The organism is Streptomyces sp. NPDC051684 (genome assembly GCF_044453445.1).
Classification (GTDB): domain Bacteria; phylum Actinomycetota; class Actinomycetes; order Streptomycetales; family Streptomycetaceae; genus Streptomyces.
In genome coordinates, this window is sequence record NZ_JBITCS010000030.1 from 86,881 (window position 1) to 104,486 (window position 17,606).

Consider the following 17,606-nt stretch of genomic DNA (forward strand, 5'->3'; position numbering starts at 1 on the left):
GTCGCGGATCTCAGTCATCGACGGTCATCTCCTCGAAGACCGGCACGCTGAAGGGGTTGAGCTTCACGTCGTGCACGCGGGTGCCGTAGACGGCGGTGCCGTTCTGGTACCAGAGCGGGATCGCCGGCAGCTGCTCGGCGAGGATCCGCTCGGAGTCCTGGAAGTCCTTGATCGCGCTCTTCGGGTCCGGGTCCGCGTTGGCCTTGTTGATCAGCGCGTCGAACCGCTTGTCGCTCCACTTGCCGTCGTTGCTGGGGGCGCCCGTGGTGTAGACGGGCTGCAGGAAGTTCTGGATCAGCGGGTAGTCCATCTGCCAGCCGCTGCGGAACGGGCCGTGGAACTTGCCGCTCTGGATCTGCGTGCGGAAGTCGGCGAAGGTGCCCACCGGGTTGCCGACGCAGGACTTCGAGTTGCCCATGACCCGGTTGATGCTGTTGCAGATGGCGTCGACCCACTGTTTGTGGTTGCCGGTGTCGGCGTTGTAGCTGAGGACGAGCTTGCCGCCGGGGAAGCCGCCGCCCTCGTCGATCAGCCGCTTGGCTTCCTTCGGGTTGTACTCGCAGCGGTCGCCGCAGATCTCGGGGTTGTAGCCGCCCTCGTCGCGCAGCACCGGGGACGTCCAGTCCTTCGCCGGGATCCGGGTCTTCTGGAAGATCTTGTCGGTGATCTGCTCGCGGTTGATGGCGAGCGAGATGCCCCGGCGGACCTTGAGGGCGTCGGCGGTGGCCCACTCCTTGTCGTACATCGGGAACATCAGCGTCTGGATGATGCCGGCCGGGGTGTTGATGTACCGGTTGTCGATGTCCTTGTGGAGGTTGCTGAGCTGCTCGGCGGGGACGGCGTCGGTCACGTCGAGCTGGCCCGCCACGACGTCGGTGTACGCGGTGTTGTCGTCGGTGTAGACGAGCAGGTCGACGCCCTTGTTGCGGGGCTTGGTGCCGTTGTACTGGTCGTTGAGGCGCAGCTGCATGCGGCCGCCGCGCTCGTAGTTCGTCACCTCGTACGGGCCGTTCCCGAAGGGCTTCTCCAGCCACGCGTCGTGGTCGGTGAAGAACTTCTTCGGCAGTGGGGAGAAGGCGGCGTAGCCGAGCATGTCGGGGAAGAGCGAGAACTTCTGGTTGAGCCTGACCGTGAAGTGCGTGTCGTCGACGATCTTGAGCCCCGACAGCTTCTTCGCGGTGGGCTTCCCCTTGACGGGGTGGACCTTGTCGTAGCCGTCGATGTAGCCGAAGAAGTCGGCGCCGATCTGCGCGTTGGGCAGATAGGCGGCGTAGTTCCAGGCGTCGACGAAGGACCGCGAGGTGACCTTCGTGCCGTCCGCGAACTTCCAGCCGTCCTTCAGGGTGACCTTGAAGTTCTGCGCGTCGTCACTGCTGATCGACTTGGCGACGGCGTACGTGGGCTCGGCCGTCTCGGGGTCGTAGATCTTGAGCCCCCGGAAGATCATGTCGAGGACCTTGCCGCCGTTGACCTCGTTGGTGTTCGCCGGCTCCAGCGGGTTCTGCGGGTCGCCCCACTTCGCGCGCACGATGCCCGACTCGGTGGCCGTGGCACCGCAGGACGCGAGCCAGGGCACGCCCAGTACCAGGGCGGCGGCCAGGGCGCCGGTACGCAGGCCGAGGCGCATCAGGGTCCTCCAGGGGCGGTACGGGTACGAGCCTTGCGCCTATTGGACCCGTGAAGGACTGGATACGCCTGTTATGTCACCCATCTGAGGGCGAGGGGGACGACGTCCCCGGGGCCGGGGTCCCCGGACATGCCGCTGCCCGGCGCCGGTGCGAACACCGGGGCCGGGCAGCGCGGCAGAACGGCCGTCAGGACTTGTCGTCGTCCTCCAGGGCCGCGAGGGCCGGGTCGAGCACGATGTCCTCCACACGCGCCTCGACGCTCGGGTCCTCCGGGAAGTGGCAGGCCGTGAGGTGGCCCGCCTCGTTGCCCGAGAGCTGGACCAGCGGGGGCTCCTCCGTGGCGCACTTGTCCTGCGCCTTCCAGCACCGGGTGCGGAACCGGCAGCCGGACGGCGGCATGATCGGGGAGGGCACGTCGCCCTCCAGCCGGATCCGCTCCCGCTTGTCGGCGTCGAGGTCCGCGTCCGGCACGGCCGACATCAGCGCGTGCGTGTACGGGTGCCGCGGCCGGTTGTAGAGCGAGTCGCGGTCCGCGATCTCCATGATCTTGCCGAGGTACATCACGGCGACGCGCTGCGAGAAGTGCCGCACGATGGCCAGGTCGTGCGCGATGAAGACGAACGCGATGCCCATCTCCCGCTGAACCTCCTGGAGAAGGTTCACCACCTGCGCCTGGATCGACACGTCGAGCGCCGAGACCGGCTCGTCCGCCACGATCAGCTTCGGCTCGAGCGCCACCGCGCGGGCGACGCCGATGCGCTGACGCTGACCGCCTGAGAACTCGTGCGGGAAGCGGTTGTAGTGCTCCGGGTTCAGGCCCACGATCTCCAGGAGCTCGCGCACCCGGTTCTCCCGGCCGCCGGGCGGGTTGATCCCGTTGATCTCCATCGGGCCCGAGATGATCGAGCCGACCGTCTGCCGCGGGTTCAGGGACGCGTACGGGTCCTGGAAGATCATCTGGATCTCGGACCTGATCGGCGCCAGCTGCTTGCGGCTCGCGTGGCTGATGTCCTGGCCCTTGTACGTGACCGTGCCCTGCGTGGGCTCGTACAGGCGGGTCAGGAGGCGGCCCGTGGTCGACTTGCCGCAGCCGGACTCGCCGACGAGGCCCAGGCTCTCGCCCGCGCGGACCTCGAAGTCCACGCCGTCGACCGCCTTGACCGCGCCGATGGTGCGGCGGATCGGGAAGCCGCCCTTGATCGGGAAGTGCTTCTGCAACCCCTGGACCTGGAGCAGCGGCTCGGTGTCGCGGTCGCGCTGGCCCGGGATCGCGTCGGCGACCGCCGTGGTGGTGTTGCTCTTGTTGTCGCTCATGGTCAGGTCCTGTCTGGAGTTCCCCGTCGTCCGCGCGCAGCGCGGGCGTCGCGGCGGTCGGTGCGTGCGATCGGCGGGCGGGGCTGTAGGTCATGTGGCGGAGCCACCTGTCCTGCGGCCCCGTGCGCCGAGCGTGCGTGCCGGGCGTCGGGGCGCAGACGGGGAACTCCAGACAGGACCTGACCCCAGTCGCCGGTTTCAGCTCAGCCCAGCCGGGGCTGAATCGTCTCGATGAACACCTGCTGCTTCTGGTCCGCCGTCAGGTGGCAGGCGGATCCGCGCCCCGCCGGAAGGGCCGGACGCTCGCCCGAGCAGCGGTCGCCCGACACCTTGTCGGTGAAGGCGCAGCGCGGGTGGAACGGGCAGCCCGAGGGCGGGTTGAGCAGCGAGGGCGGCGAGCCGGGGATCGGCAGCAGCGGCTCGTCGATGTCCGAGGTCAGTCTCGGCATCGAACCCAACAGGCCCCAGGTGTAGGGGTGCTGGGGCTGCTTGAGCACCTCGCGCACGCTGCCCCGCTCGACGGCCCGGCCCGCGTACATGACGAGCAGGTCGTCGGCCATGTTCGCGACGACGCCCAGGTCGTGCGTGATCATGATGATCGCGGAGCCGAACTCCTGCTGGAGGTCCTTGAGCAGGTCGAGGATCTGCGCCTGGACCGTCACGTCGAGGGCCGTGGTCGGCTCGTCGGCGATCAGCAGTTCGGGGTTGCAGGCGAGCGACATGGCGATCATGGCGCGCTGGCGCATACCGCCGGAGAACTGGTGCGGGTAGTCGTCGACGCGCTGCTTGGGCTGCGGGATGCCGACCTTCTCCAGCATCTCGATGGCCCGGTCCCGGCCCTCCTTCTTGGAGGCTCCGGTGTGCTTGCGGAACGGCTCGGCGATCTGCCGGCCCACCGTGTAGTACGGCGAGAGCGCGGTCAGCGAGTCCTGGAAGACCATCGCCATCTTGTTGCCGCGGAGCTTCTCCAGCTCGGGCTCCGTGGCGGTGAGGAGCTCCTTGCCGTCGAGGAGGATCTCGCCGTCGATGGTGGTGTTCTTCTTGGGGTGCAGGCCGAGCACGGTCAGGTTGGTGACCGACTTGCCGGAGCCGGACTCGCCGACGATGCCGAGCGTCTTGCCGCGCTCCAGGTCGAAGGAGAGGCCGTCCACCGCCTTGACGGCGCCGTCCTCCGTGGAGAACTGCACCCGCAGGTCGCGTACCGACAAGAACGCGTCGGATCCGGTCGGGGCCGGGGCGTCCTCGGGCTTGGTGAGAGTGGTCACGGGGGTTCTCCTAGGACAGCCGCACGCGCGGGTCGATCACGGCGTACAGGGCGTCCACGACGACATTGCAGATGATGATGAAGGCGGCGCTGATGATCATCACGCCCATGAGGACCGGCAGGTCCTTTCCGTTGACCGACGAGATCGCCAGTCGGCCCATCCCCGAGAGGTTGAAGGTCAGTTCGGTGACCATGCCGCCACTGAGCAGCGAGGCGAGGTCCATGCCGAGGATGGTGATGATCGGGATGAGCGAGCCGCGCCAGGCGTACCGGAAGAACACGAAGCGACTGCTCATGCCCTTGGCCTTGGCGGCCCTGACGTGCTCCTCCTGGAGCTGCTCGATCATCGAGGAGCGCGACATACGGGTGTAGTTGGCGGTGAAGATCGTCGCCATCACGATCCAGGGGATCAGCAGACCCATGAACCAGGACGACGGGCTCTCCCAGAACGACACGTACTTGGGTGCCTTCAGCCAGCCGGTGCTGTAGACGAAGATGCCCATCACGATCGGGCCGAGCAGGTAGATCTGGAACGAGCTGGTCACCAGCGAGGCGCCCGAGAAGAGCTTGTCGATCCAGGTGCCGCGGAAGCGGGCGGCCAGCAGACCGGCGCCCAGACCCGCGATCAGGAAGACGACCAGGCCACCGATCATCAGCGAGATGGTCAGCGGGAGCCGGTCCATCATCGTGTCCCAGACCATCTGGTTGTTCCGGAACGAGACGCCGAAGCACGGGGCGTCGCAGTGACCCACCGCGAAGTCACGGCCGACGAAGATCCCCTTGAGGAACTCCCAGTACTGCACCGGAACCGGCTGATCGAGGCCCAGGTTCTTGTGAATGATCGCCAGCGCGTCCGGGGTGCAGTTCTTGCCGCACGCGAGCGTCGCCGGGTCCTGTGGGATGGCGAAGTACATGAAGAACGTGAAGGCGCTGATCAGCAGGAGGATGAGTGCTGCGCCAGACGTCCGGCGTATGAGAAATCGAAGCATGGCAGAAAGCTGCTCTCAGGACGGCGGCGGTGGGAGACCAGGAGGCGTTGTGCGGCGGCCCGGGGGCGAGAGCTCCGCCGCGCTCTCACCCCCGGGAACTGCCTTGTACGAACTACTTCTTGAGGAAGATCCGCGTCGGGTCGGTGTAGTTGGTCACCGACGAGTAACGCAGGCCGCCCACGTTGGAGCCGGCGATCTGGAACACCTTGGTGTAGTAGATCGGGGCGGCCGGGTTGATCTTCTCCGAGATGTACTTGGAGAGCTTTCCGTACTCCTTGGCGCGCTCGGCCGCGTCCGCGATCTTCTGGATGCGGGCGCTCTCGGCGTTCACGTGCTTGTCGTTGACGTGGGAGTAGTTGGAGGCGCCGTCCTGGATGTTGGCACCGTCGTACGACGGCGGGAAGACGGTGTTGCCGTCGGCCCAGTCCTGGCCCCAGCCGGTCATGTAGAGGTCCATGCCGTTCTTGACCTTGCCCATCTGCTCGTACCAGGTGGCTTGGTCAACTTCCTTCTTCTGGATGTCGAGCCCGATCTTCTCCAGGTTGTTGATGATCAGGTTCGCCTGGGTGACGCGGACGTCGACGTTGGCGTAGGCGTAGACGAGCTTCTTGCCCTTGGCGCCGGCCTCGTCGATGAGCTTCTTGGCCTTCTCGATGTCGCCGTTCGGCTTCTTCGCCCGGTTGAACGGGTCGAGCTTCTCGTCGTAGCCCGGGGTGGAGGGCGACGTCAGCGAGTTGGCGGCGTCACCGCCGTAGGCGCCGCCGTCGGCGTGGCCGGCCGCGGTGGCCGGGATCGCCAGGGCGATGGCATCGCGGATCTTCTTGTCCTTGATGCGGTCCATGTTCATGTTCAGCTGCCACACGTAGGGGCCGTAGCCCTGCACCGTGCGCTTCATGACCTTCTTGTCGGTCGTGATCTTCTGCAGCTGGGTGGCGTCGATCTGGCCCGAGAACATGACGGCGTTCTTGGCCTCGCCGCGGTCGGCCAGGATCGTCTTGGTCTGGTCGGCCTTGGAGACGTTGTAGTCGATGTTGAACCCGTCCACGTAGTTGTGGCGCATCGGGTCCGTCTTCTCGTCCCACTTGTCGTTGCGGACGAGCTTGAGGCTCTTGCCCGGCTTGTAGGCGGAGATCTTGTACGGGCCGGTGGCGACCGGCTTCTGGTCGTACTTCTGCTTGGTGTCCGTCTTCTCGGGCACGACCGAGTACGCCGCCATGGCCAGGGCCTGCGGGACGTCGGTGTGGGCTTCCTTGAAGTGGAAGACGATGGTGTTGTCGTCCGGCGTGTCCAGGACCGACTTCGGCAGGTGCTTGCCCTCGTACGGGCCCTTGTACGCCTTGCGGTACGAGGTACCGGAGCCGGACAGCCACTGCTGGATGTACGTCGGGCCGTCCGTCAGGAACGAGGAGTACAGGCGCTCGATGGAGTGCCGGATGTCGGCCGAGGTGATGACGTGGCCGTTCTCGTCCTTGATCCCGTCCTTCAGCTCGAAGGTCCAGGTCTTGCCGCCGTCCGAGGACTTGCCCGCGTCCTTGGCGAGGTCACCGACGACCGTCTGGGTGCCCTTGTCGTCCTCGGTGTACGTGGTCAGGCCGCGGTAGAGGAGCTTGGAGAGCAGACCGGCGTCGGAGACGTATATCTGCCCCGGGTCCAGGTGCGAGAAGTCCGTCTCCTGGTAGACCTGGGCGATGCCGCCCTTCCTGGCACCCGGGACCGCCTTGGCCGGGCCGACCGACTGCTGCGCGGTGCCCATGACGACGGGCTTGGCCTGGGCCTTCGCGTCGTCCTTGGACTTGCCCACGGTCTTGTCGTTGTCGTTGCTGCCGCTGCTGCAGCCGGTCAGCGTGAGGGCGCCGACAGCGGCGGCGACGATCGTCGCCTGCGCCGTGCGCGAACGAAGGATGCTCATGGAGTTGAATCCACCTGCCTGTGAGTAGTGATCCTTGTGTGCTGCCTGACGCATCCGGCTGTGTCGGTCCGGCGCCCGGGTGGCAGCGACCCTCGGTGATGCCCGGTCAGCGTCCGGTCTTGGGATCGAAGGCGTCCCGGACCGAGTCACCGAAGAGGTTGAACGCCACGAAGAAGACGACCATGGCGACACCCGGGAAGTACAAGTAGGTCGGGTCGACCTCGTAGATCTTCGCCGCGGTGGCGAACATCAATCCCCAGTCGGGCGTGGGGTCTTGGTAGCCGACGCCGACGAAGGAGAGGAAGGCGACCGAGAGGATGGTGCTGGGGAGCAGGTAGGTGCCCTGCACGATGATCGGCGTCACCAGGTTGGGCAGCAGCTCCTTGCGGATGATCCGCCAGGGCGAGGCACCCGCGACCTTCGCCGCCTCCACGAACTCCCGCTCGCGCAGCGACATGGTCACCGCGCGCACCAGGCGGGACAGGCTCATCCAGGTGAGCAGCCACATGATGCCCGTGATGGCGAGGAACCGGACGTAGACCGGCGTCTCCTCGTCCGGAGCCACGAACACCGTGACGATGACGGGCATGGCCGCGACCATGAACAGCTGGTTGGGCAGCGCCATCATGAAGTCGGTGAGCCGGCCCAGCCAGTAGTCGATCTTGCCGCCGAAGTAGCCGGACACCAGGCCGATCACGACACCGAGGAGCACCATGCCGATCGTCGCGCACAGGGCGGTGTAGAGCGACGTACGCATGCCGTAGAGCAGATACGCGAAGACGTCGCGTCCGTAGTTCGGGTCGATGCCGAACCAGTGCTCGGGCGACATGCCGCCGTTGGGTCCTGCCGGCAGGTTGAACTCGTTGAGGAGCGTGGGGTCGTCCTGGCCGTAGAAGGTGTACGGGTCCTGGCCGTACAGCTTGCAGATGACCGGGGCGAGCGCGGCTATCGCGAAGAAGGCCAGCACGATCCAGGCGGAGACGACGCCCGTCCTGTCCCGCTTGAAGCGCCGCCACATCAACTGACCGGGGCTGCGCCCCTCGAGCTTCTTGGGCTCCTTCGCGTCGCCCTGCGGCGCGCTCTCCTTGTCCAAGGCGGAAGAGGTCTCGGCGCCCTCAATCTCGATTGGACTTGTCATGATTCGTCCATTTCACAGGTATTGGAGGCCGTCGGAAGTGGAAGCGGTCCGGCGGCCGTCGCACGGCGTACGTCACTCGAAGCGCGCGAGAGGGACCAACGACTGGGGTGAGGCCCACCCCTGAGGAACTGTCAAACACCTTCGCAGCGTCGGATCGCCACCTCGACCGCCTCCTCATGAGTCCACTTCGTTCACTGCAAGTGGAGGCAGAAGATCGTCACCCAGCCGACACCCCTGACGGCGAAGTTGACGCTGCCTCAGTGCGCTCGCGAGTCGCCGCCCCCCTTAGCGCGTGACCCTTTGACCCGAGCTCTACGCGGACCACTATTAGCCACAGCCGCTGTCGCGACCACACCCTTTTGGTCTCGGTTCGATCACACCTGATGCGTACTTCTCCCAAAATCCGGACAAACGGATCCGAGATAGAGGGTTACGAAACGGACGTGTTACATATCTATCGACCATCCACGTCCGGATTCCGGACTCCGCGATGGACTTAATCACTTGCGCTCGCCCGATTCTTGACCCTCTGTTGGGAGACGGCACGGCCGCGGGCGTCACTGCGCGTAGACCGCGTGAAGACTAGCGGCAACGCAAGGGGCCCGGCACCCCCAACGGGGTACCGGGCCCGACTGCCAACTGCCCGCGGGCAGCGGTGACTCAGCTGTGCTTGGCGCGCGAGGCGCTGCGGCCGCGCTCCTTCTGGTCGAGGACGACCTTGCGGATGCGAACGGCCTCCGGGGTCACCTCGACGCACTCGTCGTCGCGGCAGAACTCCAGGGACTGCTCCAGGGAGAGCTTGCGGGCGGGGACGACGTTCTCCGTCGAGTCCGCGGAAGCCGCACGCATGTTGGTGAGCTTCTTCTCCTTGGTGATGTTCACGTCCATGTCGTCGGCGCGCGAGTTCTCGCCGACGATCATGCCCTCGTACACCTCGGTGCCGGGCTCGGTGAACAGCACACCGCGCTCCTGGAGGTTGATCATCGCGAAGGGGGTGACCGCACCGGCGCGGTCGGCGACCAGCGAGCCGTTGTTACGGGTCGTCAGCGTGCCGAACCACGGCTCGTGGCCCTCGTGGATGGAGTGGGCGATGCCCGTGCCACGGGTGTTCGTCAGGAACTCCGTACGGAAGCCGATGAGGCCACGGGACGGCACGACGAACTCCATGCGGACCCAGCCGGAGCCGTGGTTCGACATGTTGTCCATCCGGCCCTTGCGGACACCCATGAGCTGCGTGACGGCGCCCATGTGCTCCTCGGGGACGTCGACGGTCATGCGCTCGACCGGCTCGTGCGTCTTGCCGTCGACCTCCTTGGTGACCACCTGCGGCTTGCCGATGGTCAGCTCGAAGCCCTCGCGGCGCATCTGCTCGACCAGGATCGCCAGCGCCAGCTCACCGCGGCCCTGCACCTCCCAGGCGTCGGGGCGCTCGGTGTCGAGGACGCGCAGCGAGACGTTACCGATCAGCTCGCGCTCCAGGCGGTCCTTGACCTGGCGGGCGGTGACCTTGCGGTCCTTGACGGCGGCCTTGGCGTCCGCGCCCTTGCCCGTGCCACCACGGCCGACCAGCGGCGAGGTGTTCGTACCGATGGTCATGGAGATCGCGGGCTGGTCCACCGTGATCAGCGGCAGGGCGACCGGGTTCTCCGGATCGGCCAGGGTCTCGCCGATCATGATGTCGGGGATACCGGCGACGGCGCAGATGTCACCGGGGCCCGCGACCTCGGCGGGCTTGCGGGTGAGCGCCTCGGTCATCATCAGCTCGCTGATGCGGACGTTCTGGACCGTGCCGTCGCGCTTCATCCACGCGACCGTCTGGCCCTTGCGCAGCTCGCCCTGCTCGACGCGGAGCAGCGCGATACGGCCGAGGAAGTTGTCGGCGTCGAGGTTGGTGACGTGGGCCTGGAGCGGCGCGTCCTCCTCGTACGTCGGGGCCGGCACGTGCTCCAGGATCGTGGAGAAGAACGGCTCCAGGTTGGTGGAGTCGGCCGGGACGGTGCCGTCCTCCGGCTTGGTCAGCGAGGCGATGCCGTCGCGGCCGCAGGAGTAGACGATCGGGAACTCGATCTGGTCCTCGTCGGCGTCCAGGTCGAGGAAGAGGTCGTACGTCTCGTTGACGACCTCGTCGATGCGCGAGTCGGGCCGGTCCGTCTTGTTGATGCACAGGATGACGGGCAGCCGCTGCTTGAGCGCCTTGCCGAGCACGAAGCGGGTCTGCGGGAGCGGGCCCTCGGAGGCGTCCACGAGCAGGACCACCGCGTCGACCATCGACAGGCCGCGCTCGACCTCACCACCGAAGTCGGCGTGGCCGGGGGTGTCGATGATGTTGATCGTGATGACGTCGCCGCCATCCTTCGGGTGGTACTTCACCGCCGTGTTCTTGGCGAGGATCGTGATGCCCTTCTCACGCTCCAGGTCGTTCGAGTCCATCACGCGGTCGTCGACCGACTCCAGCTGGTGGGCGGCGAAGGCACCGGCCTGCTTCAGCATGCCGTCGACGATGGTGGTCTTGCCGTGGTCGACGTGGGCGACGATGGCGACGTTACGGATGTCGTGGCGCGTGGCCATAGTGAGGCGTACTCCTGGAGTGAGTGGTCGGCTGCGCATACGTTGCTTTGCGCGGGCCCTGCCGGGCTGGACATGCCACGGCCTCACCCCATGCTACGTGCCTCGGCGCCCTACGGCTCAGCCGGGCCGGACGGGCCGCTCCCCAAGCAGCGGCCCGTCCGAAGAAAGCGCAGGTCAGCCCTCGTCCTGCGCGGGAGCGCCGCCCAGCTTCCCGCCCGGCTTCAGGAAGCCGATGTCCTCGTAGGAGGGCTCCTGGAAGCCGAACGCCCCGGCGTTCACCAGGTTCGCCTTCGCCGCCACCAGTTCGGGCCGCTGATAGAGCGGAATCGATCCTGCGGCGGCCCAGATGCGCTCGTCGGCCTGCCGGACGAGCGAGCGCTCCTTCTCCTGGTCGAGCTCCCCGACGGCCTGGTCGAAGAGCTGGTCGATGTGGTCGGTGCCGACCCGCGTGTAGTTCTGCTCGACCGTGAGCTCGCCGTCGGCGGCCGGGACCGGCTTGGCGTAGATCGGGCGGGCGTCGGTGGCCGGGTAGGCGGAGCCGGGCCACGAGTACAGCGCCAGGTCGTAGTCGCCCGCCGCGATGTGGTCCTTGAAGTACGTCTCGTCGTCGACCTTCGTGATGTCCGTGCGCACGCCGATCTTCTGCAGCATGGCCGAGATCCGGTCGGCGACGGACTGCAGCTGCTCGGCGTCGGGCCCGGCGGGCAGCACGAAGTTCAGGGTCAGCGGCTTACCGTCCTTGGCGAGCTGCCCCGTGGCGGCGCCGGCCTTGGCGCCGTCCTTGCCACCGGCCTCGCCCGCGTCCTTCGCGGCGGCCTGCTGCGGGGCGGGGGTCCCCTTCGGGGCGTACGCGCCGGGGGCCGCGCCCTGCTTGGCGTCGCCCGCGTGCTTGCCCTCCCGCTCGGCGGAGCGCACCTTCGCGGCGTCGGCCTGGTGCAGCAGCGCGGAGTGCTGCGCCGCCGCCAGGGCGCCCGGACCGAGCAGCGGGGGCGCGGCGTCGCCGGGCTTCGCGTCGTCGCCCGCCTTCTGGTCGTCCTCGCCCATGATGTACGTGCCGTCGTCGGACCCGGCCGCGGCGTCCTGCGCCTTGCCGCCCGCCGTCTTCGGCTTCTGCTGCTTCTCCTCGATCGCGCCGCCGCGCACCCAGCCCGCCTCCGCGAGCAGCGCCTGCGCCTTGTCGGCGTCCTGCTTGCCGAGCGCGTCGCTGTTGTCGGCGTACGCGGCCTGCCCGGACAGGGCGAGGTGGCTGCCGACGGTCGCGGCCGGCAGGCCGAGCGGCTTGAGCACGCTCTGGGCGAGCTTGCCCCGGTCGAGGGCGCGGGCCACGGCCTGGCGCACCCGCTCGTCGGCGAGCGGGCCGGTCGAACCGTTCAGGGCGAGCTGCGTGTAGGCCGGTTCGAGGGACTTGCGGACGACGAAGCCGTTCAGGCCCTGCTGTTCCTTCGCGTACTTCTTGACGGCCTTGCGGCTCTTCGCGCGGGCCTCCAGCTCCGCCTCCGCGACCTCCCAGTCCTCGTTGTGCGCCCGCGCCCAGGAGCGCAGCGCCTCGCCCGAGGTGACGCCGGCGCCGGGTCCGTGCGCGAGCGGGCCCGACGCGCCCTTGTCGCGGGCCGCGTACGCGATGCGCTCGGCGGCCTCCGGGTCGACGTCGGCGAGGTCGAGCTTGCCCGCGGCGAGGGCGGCGGGCCGCTTGTCGCGCGGCACGGCGGTGAGTTCGAGCTTCTCCAGCTTGGCGGGGCGGCCCCACCAGCGGGGGTTGCGCTCCAGCGTGACCTGCTCGCCGCTCCGGTCGACCTTGCCGAGCGCGAAGGGGCCCGCGGTCACCTTGAGCTTGTCGCGCGCGCCCTCGTTGAAGCCGTCCGGGGTCCCCATGACGTCCTTGGGGTACAGCGGAGAGAACAGCGAGCGCCAGTCCGCGTACGGCTTGGCGAACGTGACCCGGACCTCCAGGTCGTTCTTGCCGCGCTCGACGTTCTCGATGCGGTTGTAGCCCGCGTTGTGGGCGGTCCAGTACGCGCTGTTCTTCCCCGACAGGGCACGCCACTGCGCGGCGAAGTCTGCGGCGCCGATCTCCCGGCCGTCGCTCCACACCGCCTGCTGGTTCAGCTTGTACAGCACGATCTGCTTGGGCTCGGTCTCGATGACCTCGGCCTTCTCCAGGTAGTCGGAGTCGACCTGCGGGCGCCCCTCGGCGTCGAGCCGGAACATCGAGGGCAGCACGGCCCCGGTGACCCGGCTCGTGGCCGCGTCCGCGTCGGCCTGGAAGGAGTTGAGGGTCCGCGGCACGTCGTCGATCGCCCACCGCAGCGTGCCGCCGTCCTTGACCTGCGTGCGGGCGGCCGAGGCGACGTCGGGGCCGGCGGCGGGCCGCCCCGACTCGTCGTCGGAGCCGCAGCCGGCGAGCGCGGTCATGGCGAGCGCACCGCTCACGAGGAACGCGGCCGAGCGTGCGGCGGCTCCTGGGCGCCTTGGGACGTGGGGCATCACTGGTACCTCCGGGGATGGCCGATTTTGTCTCGTTTGGCGGTATATGGAGCTGATCACATCTATCGGCCAACTGAAGTGGATCCGGGGAGGGGCGCCGTCCGACACGCCCGTAGGCCGCCCGGAAGCCACCCGTGCGGCCCAAAGGGGGCCCGTTCCGCCCTCGCCCCCGCGGCGTGAATTCGCGGGCGCGCACCACGGCGTACACCGGCAATCCGCACGGATCCCTTCACAAACGGCAATGTGACGCGCGACACTCGCAGGCGCATGAGCAACTCCGCCGCACCAGCGGAAGTGAGGCCAAGTCATGTCCCTGCACGACGACTTGACGGCGGTTCAGCGCTGCGTCGACGACCTCGCGCGCGCCGTCGGGCGCCTGGGGCCCCAGCTCGAGGGCGTCGCGGGAGGCCCGGATCTGCGCCGGGTGCGGGCCGACACCGCGCATCTGCGCGAGAGCGTCGCCCTGCTGCGCGAGACGGCCGCGAGCCCGGACGCGCCGCACCGCCCCGACCTCGTGACGATCCCCGACGCCCCGTACGACAGCTCCCTGTGGACCGACTCGGACGACGAGGGGCTCGGCGCGCGGGACCGGCACGCGCCCTGATCCGCCCACGCCGCTCTGTCCGCACTCCCCCATCCCCCCCGTCCCTGCGAGCGGAGGCTTCGTTGGCCACCGGCACGGAACCCACCAGTACCGAAGAACCCCATCCCGCCCGCGGCCCGGCCGCCACCGGCGTCCGCGGCCGGACGCGGGCCGCGATCGCCGCGCCCCATCTGCGTACGGACCGCTGGTGGCTGGCCCCGGCCGCGACCGCGGGCGGGCTGCTCGCCTTCATCGTCTACTCGACGTGGCGGGCCTTCGCGAACGCCGACTACTACGCGACCCCGTACGTCTCGCCGTTCTACTCGCCCTGCCTCGCGGACAACTGCGAACCGATGCGGCACGGCCCCAACTGGGAGATCTTCGGCGGCTGGTGGGGCCTGTCTCCCGCCCTGCTCATCCTGATCTTCCCGCTCGGCTTCCGGCTGACCTGCTACTACTACCGCAAGGCCTACTACCGCGGGTTCTGGGCGTCGCCGCCGGCCTGCGCGGTGGCGGAGCCGCACAAGAAGTACAGCGGCGAGACGCGGTTCCCGCTGATCCTCCAGAACATCCACCGCTACTTCTTCTACGCGGCCGTCCTCGTCGCCTGCATCCTCACCTACGACACCGTGCTGTCGTTCCGCGACGAGAACTACGAGTGGGGCCACATGGGCCTCGGGACGCTCGTGTTCCTCGCCAACATCGGGCTGATCTGGGCGTACACGATCTCCTGCCACTCCTGCCGGCACATCGTCGGCGGCCGCCTCAAGCACTTCTCGAAGCACCCGGTGCGGTATCGGCTCTGGGGCTGGGTCGGGAAACTGAATGCCCGTCACATGCTGCTCGCCTGGGCCTCCTTGGTGAGCGTGGCGCTCGCCGACTTCTACGTGTACCTGGTCGCGTCCGGCGCCTTCGACGATCCGAGGTTCTTCTGATGAGCGTGGTTCAGCGGCAGCAGTGGGATGTTGTCGTGGTGGGCGCCGGTGGCGCGGGGCTGCGGGCCGCGATCGAGGCGCGTGAGCGGGGCGCCCGTACGGCGGTGATCTGCAAGTCGCTGTTCGGCAAGGCGCACACGGTGATGGCGGAGGGCGGCATCGCCGCCTCCATGGGCAATGTGAACTCCGGGGACAGCTGGCAGGTGCACTTCCGCGACACGATGCGCGGCGGCAAGTTCCTCAACCAGTGGCGGATGGCGGAGCTGCACGCGCAGGAAGCCCCGGACCGTGTATGGGAGTTGGAGACCTGGGGCGCCCTGTTCGACCGCACCGGCGACGGGCGGATCTCGCAGCGCAACTTCGGCGGGCACGAGTACCCGCGGCTCGCGCACGTCGGCGACCGCACGGGTCTTGAGCTGATCCGCACGCTCCAGCAGAAGATCGTGCAGCTCCAGCAGGAGGACTTCAAGGAGACCGGGGACTACGAGTCCCGGCTGAAGGTCTTCCAGGAGTGCACGGTCACGCGGGTGCTGAAGGACGAGGCGGGATCGGTCTCCGGCACCTTCTGCTACGAGCGCGAGAGCGGCCGCTTCTTCGTCATCGAGGCGCCGAGCGTGGTCCTCGCGACCGGTGGCATCGGCAAGTCCTTCAAGGTGACGTCGAACTCGTGGGAGTACACGGGCGACGGGCACGCACTCGCGCTGCTCGCGGGAGCGCCCCTCCTCAACATGGAGTTCGTGCAGTTCCACCCGACGGGCATGGTCTGGCCGCCCTCCGTGAAGGGCATCCTGGTCACGGAGTCGGTGCGCGGCGACGGCGGTGTGCTGCGCAACTCCGAGGGCAAGCGGTTCATGTTCGACTACGTCCCCGACGTGTTCAAGGAGAAGTACGCGCAGTCGGAGGACGAGGGCGACCGCTGGTACGAGGACCCGGACCACAACCGCAGGCCGCCCGAGCTGCTGCCGCGCGACGAGGTGGCGCGGGCCATCAACGCCGAGGTGAAGGCGGGCCGCGGCTCGCCGCACGGCGGGGTCTTCCTGGACGTCTCCACCCGTATGCCCGCCGATACGATCCGGCGCCGACTGCCGTCCATGTACCACCAGTTCAAGGAGCTGGCGGATGTCGACATCACGGCCGAGGCGATGGAGGTCGGGCCGACCTGCCACTATGTGATGGGCGGCATCGCGGTCGACTCGGACACGGCGGCGGCGCGCGGTGTGCCGGGGCTCTATGCGGCCGGTGAGGTGGCCGGCGGCATGCACGGGTCCAACCGGCTCGGCGGCAATTCGCTCTCCGACCTGCTGGTGTTCGGTCGCCGGGCGGGCCTGCACGCGGCGACGTACGCGGATTCGCGCACGGTCCGTGCGGGGGTCGCGGACGAGCAGATCGACACGGCGGCGGCGGAGGCGCTGCGTCCCTTCTCGGCGGAGGGCCAGGAGGAGGGGGTCACGCCCGAGAACCCGTACACCCTGCACCAGGAGCTCCAGCAGGCGATGAACGATCTCGTCGGAATCATCCGGCGGGAGGGCGAGATGGAGCAGGCGCTGCGCAAGCTCGCGGATCTGCGGGTGCGGGCGCGGCGGGCCGGGGTCGAGGGGCACCGGCAGTTCAACCCGGGGTGGCACCTCGCGCTCGACCTGCGGAACATGCTGCTGGTCAGCGAGTGCGTGGCGCGGGCCGCCCTGGAGCGCACGGAGTCGCGCGGCGGGCACACCCGCGAGGACCATCCGGCGATGAACCGGGAGTGGCGCCGCGCGAACCTCCTGTGCCAACTCCGCGATCCCTCGGGCGGCTTGGCGGCCACCGACCCGGTGCGCGGCCAGATCACCCTCACCCGCGAGACCACCGAACCCATCCGCCCCGACCTGCTCGCCCTGTTCGAGAAGGAGGAGCTGGTGAAGTACCTGGCCGAAGAGGAGCTTTTCGAGTGAGCAGCTACGAGGCGGCCTTCCGGGTGTGGCGGGGCGACGTCGGCGGGGGCGGCCTGGAGGACTTCAAGGTCGAGGTGAACGACGGCGAGGTCGTCCTCGACATCATCCACCGGCTTCAGGCCACCCAGGCCCCCGACCTCGCGGTCCGCTGGAACTGCAAGGCGGGCAAGTGCGGTTCGTGCTCGGCGGAGATCAACGGCCGCCCGCGCCTGATGTGCATGACCCGCATGTCGGTCTTCGAACGCACCGACACGATCACGGTGACACCGCTGCGCGCCTTCCCGGTGGTCCGCGACCTCGTCACCGACGTCGGCTTCAACTACCGCAAGGCCCGCGAGGTCCCGGCCTTCGTCCCGCCCCAGGGGGTCGGCCCCGGCGAGTACCGGATGATGCAGGAGGACGTCGACCGCTCGCAGGAGTTCCGCAAGTGCATCGAGTGCTTCCTGTGCCAGGACACCTGCCACGTCGTCCGCGACCACGAGGACAACAAGGCGGCCTTCGCGGGCCCCCGCTTCCTGATGCGCGTGGCGGAACTCGACATGCACCCCTTGGACGCGGCCGCCGACGAGGGCCTGGACCGCAAACGCACCGCCCAGGACGACCACGGCCTCGGCTACTGCAACATCACCAAGTGCTGCACCGAGGTCTGCCCCGAGGGCATCCACATCACGGACAACGCACTGATCCCCCTGAAGGAACGAGCAGCGGACCGCAAATACGACCCGGTGGTCTGGCTCGGCAACAAAATCCGCCGCCGCAACTCTTAGCCGCTTAGGGCTTGTCGTTTGGATCAGGCCGGATCAGGGAGCGGGGCCTGGTGCGTGCGATCGCAAGGCGGAGGAGGGAGGCGACGCGGAGCGTCG

General features: G+C 68.3%; 12 protein-coding genes. 4 read left to right on the forward strand and 8 right to left on the reverse strand.

Annotation, left to right across the window (positions count from 1 at the left end; all coding sequences use genetic code 11):
* Positions 1–10: 10 nt before the first annotated feature.
* The 8 genes from ACIA8D_RS30665 to ACIA8D_RS30700 form a co-directional block, all read right to left on the reverse strand.
* Positions 11–1,627 (reverse strand): ABC transporter substrate-binding protein, encoded by a 1,617-nt coding sequence (locus ACIA8D_RS30665; protein ID WP_399237366.1) that lies wholly within the window; start codon positions 1,625–1,627, stop codon positions 11–13.
* 187 nt (positions 1,628–1,814) lie between these two features.
* Positions 1,815–2,942, reverse strand: coding sequence for an ABC transporter ATP-binding protein (locus tag ACIA8D_RS30670; RefSeq protein ID WP_399237367.1), 1,128 nt, complete (start codon positions 2,940–2,942; stop codon positions 1,815–1,817).
* Positions 2,943–3,145: 203 nt separating this feature from the next.
* Entirely contained in the window at positions 3,146–4,207 is a 1,062-nt protein-coding gene (locus ACIA8D_RS30675) for an ABC transporter ATP-binding protein (RefSeq protein ID WP_399237368.1), read from the reverse strand.
* Positions 4,208–4,217: 10 nt separating this feature from the next.
* A complete protein-coding gene (locus tag ACIA8D_RS30680) occupies positions 4,218–5,195 on the reverse strand; it encodes an ABC transporter permease (RefSeq protein WP_399237369.1) in 978 nt (325 codons plus the stop codon).
* A 112-nt stretch (positions 5,196–5,307) separates the two neighbouring features.
* Positions 5,308–7,104, reverse strand: coding sequence for an ABC transporter substrate-binding protein (locus ACIA8D_RS30685; RefSeq protein ID WP_399237370.1), 1,797 nt, complete (start codon positions 7,102–7,104; stop codon positions 5,308–5,310).
* 106 nt (positions 7,105–7,210) lie between these two features.
* The gene (locus ACIA8D_RS30690) at positions 7,211–8,242 is read right to left on the reverse strand and encodes an ABC transporter permease (protein ID WP_399237372.1); all 1,032 of its coding nucleotides are present in this window, start codon (positions 8,240–8,242) and stop codon (positions 7,211–7,213) included.
* A 660-nt stretch (positions 8,243–8,902) separates the two neighbouring features.
* Positions 8,903–10,810 carry a translational GTPase TypA gene (gene typA, locus ACIA8D_RS30695; RefSeq protein WP_399237374.1) on the reverse strand — a complete coding sequence of 636 codons (1,908 nt, stop codon included), beginning with the start codon at positions 10,808–10,810 and terminating at the stop codon, positions 8,903–8,905.
* Between the two features lie 174 nt (positions 10,811–10,984).
* Positions 10,985–13,294, reverse strand: a complete 2,310-nt coding sequence (locus tag ACIA8D_RS30700; protein ID WP_399237376.1) for an ABC transporter substrate-binding protein — start codon at positions 13,292–13,294, stop codon at positions 10,985–10,987.
* Positions 13,295–13,601: 307 nt separating this feature from the next.
* Here ACIA8D_RS30700 and ACIA8D_RS30705 point away from each other — a divergent pair, with 307 nt between their 5' ends.
* The 4 genes from ACIA8D_RS30705 to ACIA8D_RS30720 all read left to right on the forward strand — a co-directional run bounded on the left by ACIA8D_RS30705 (position 13,602) and on the right by ACIA8D_RS30720 (position 17,510).
* The gene (locus ACIA8D_RS30705) at positions 13,602–13,898 is read left to right on the forward strand and encodes a hypothetical protein (protein ID WP_399237377.1); all 297 of its coding nucleotides are present in this window, start codon (positions 13,602–13,604) and stop codon (positions 13,896–13,898) included.
* Between the two features lie 62 nt (positions 13,899–13,960).
* Entirely contained in the window at positions 13,961–14,812 is an 852-nt protein-coding gene (locus ACIA8D_RS30710) for a hypothetical protein (protein WP_399237378.1), read from the forward strand.
* On the forward strand, positions 14,812–16,743 hold the full coding sequence (locus ACIA8D_RS30715) for a fumarate reductase/succinate dehydrogenase flavoprotein subunit (RefSeq protein WP_399237379.1): 1,932 nt from the start codon (positions 14,812–14,814) through the stop codon (positions 16,741–16,743). The genes ACIA8D_RS30710 and ACIA8D_RS30715 overlap by 1 nt, the downstream gene beginning before the upstream one ends.
* Complete coding sequence (locus tag ACIA8D_RS30720; protein WP_399237381.1) at positions 16,740–17,510, forward strand: succinate dehydrogenase/fumarate reductase iron-sulfur subunit; 771 nt, start codon at positions 16,740–16,742, stop codon at positions 17,508–17,510. Before ACIA8D_RS30715 ends, ACIA8D_RS30720 begins: the two co-directional genes overlap by 4 nt.
* The last annotated feature ends 96 nt before the right edge of the window (positions 17,511–17,606 follow it).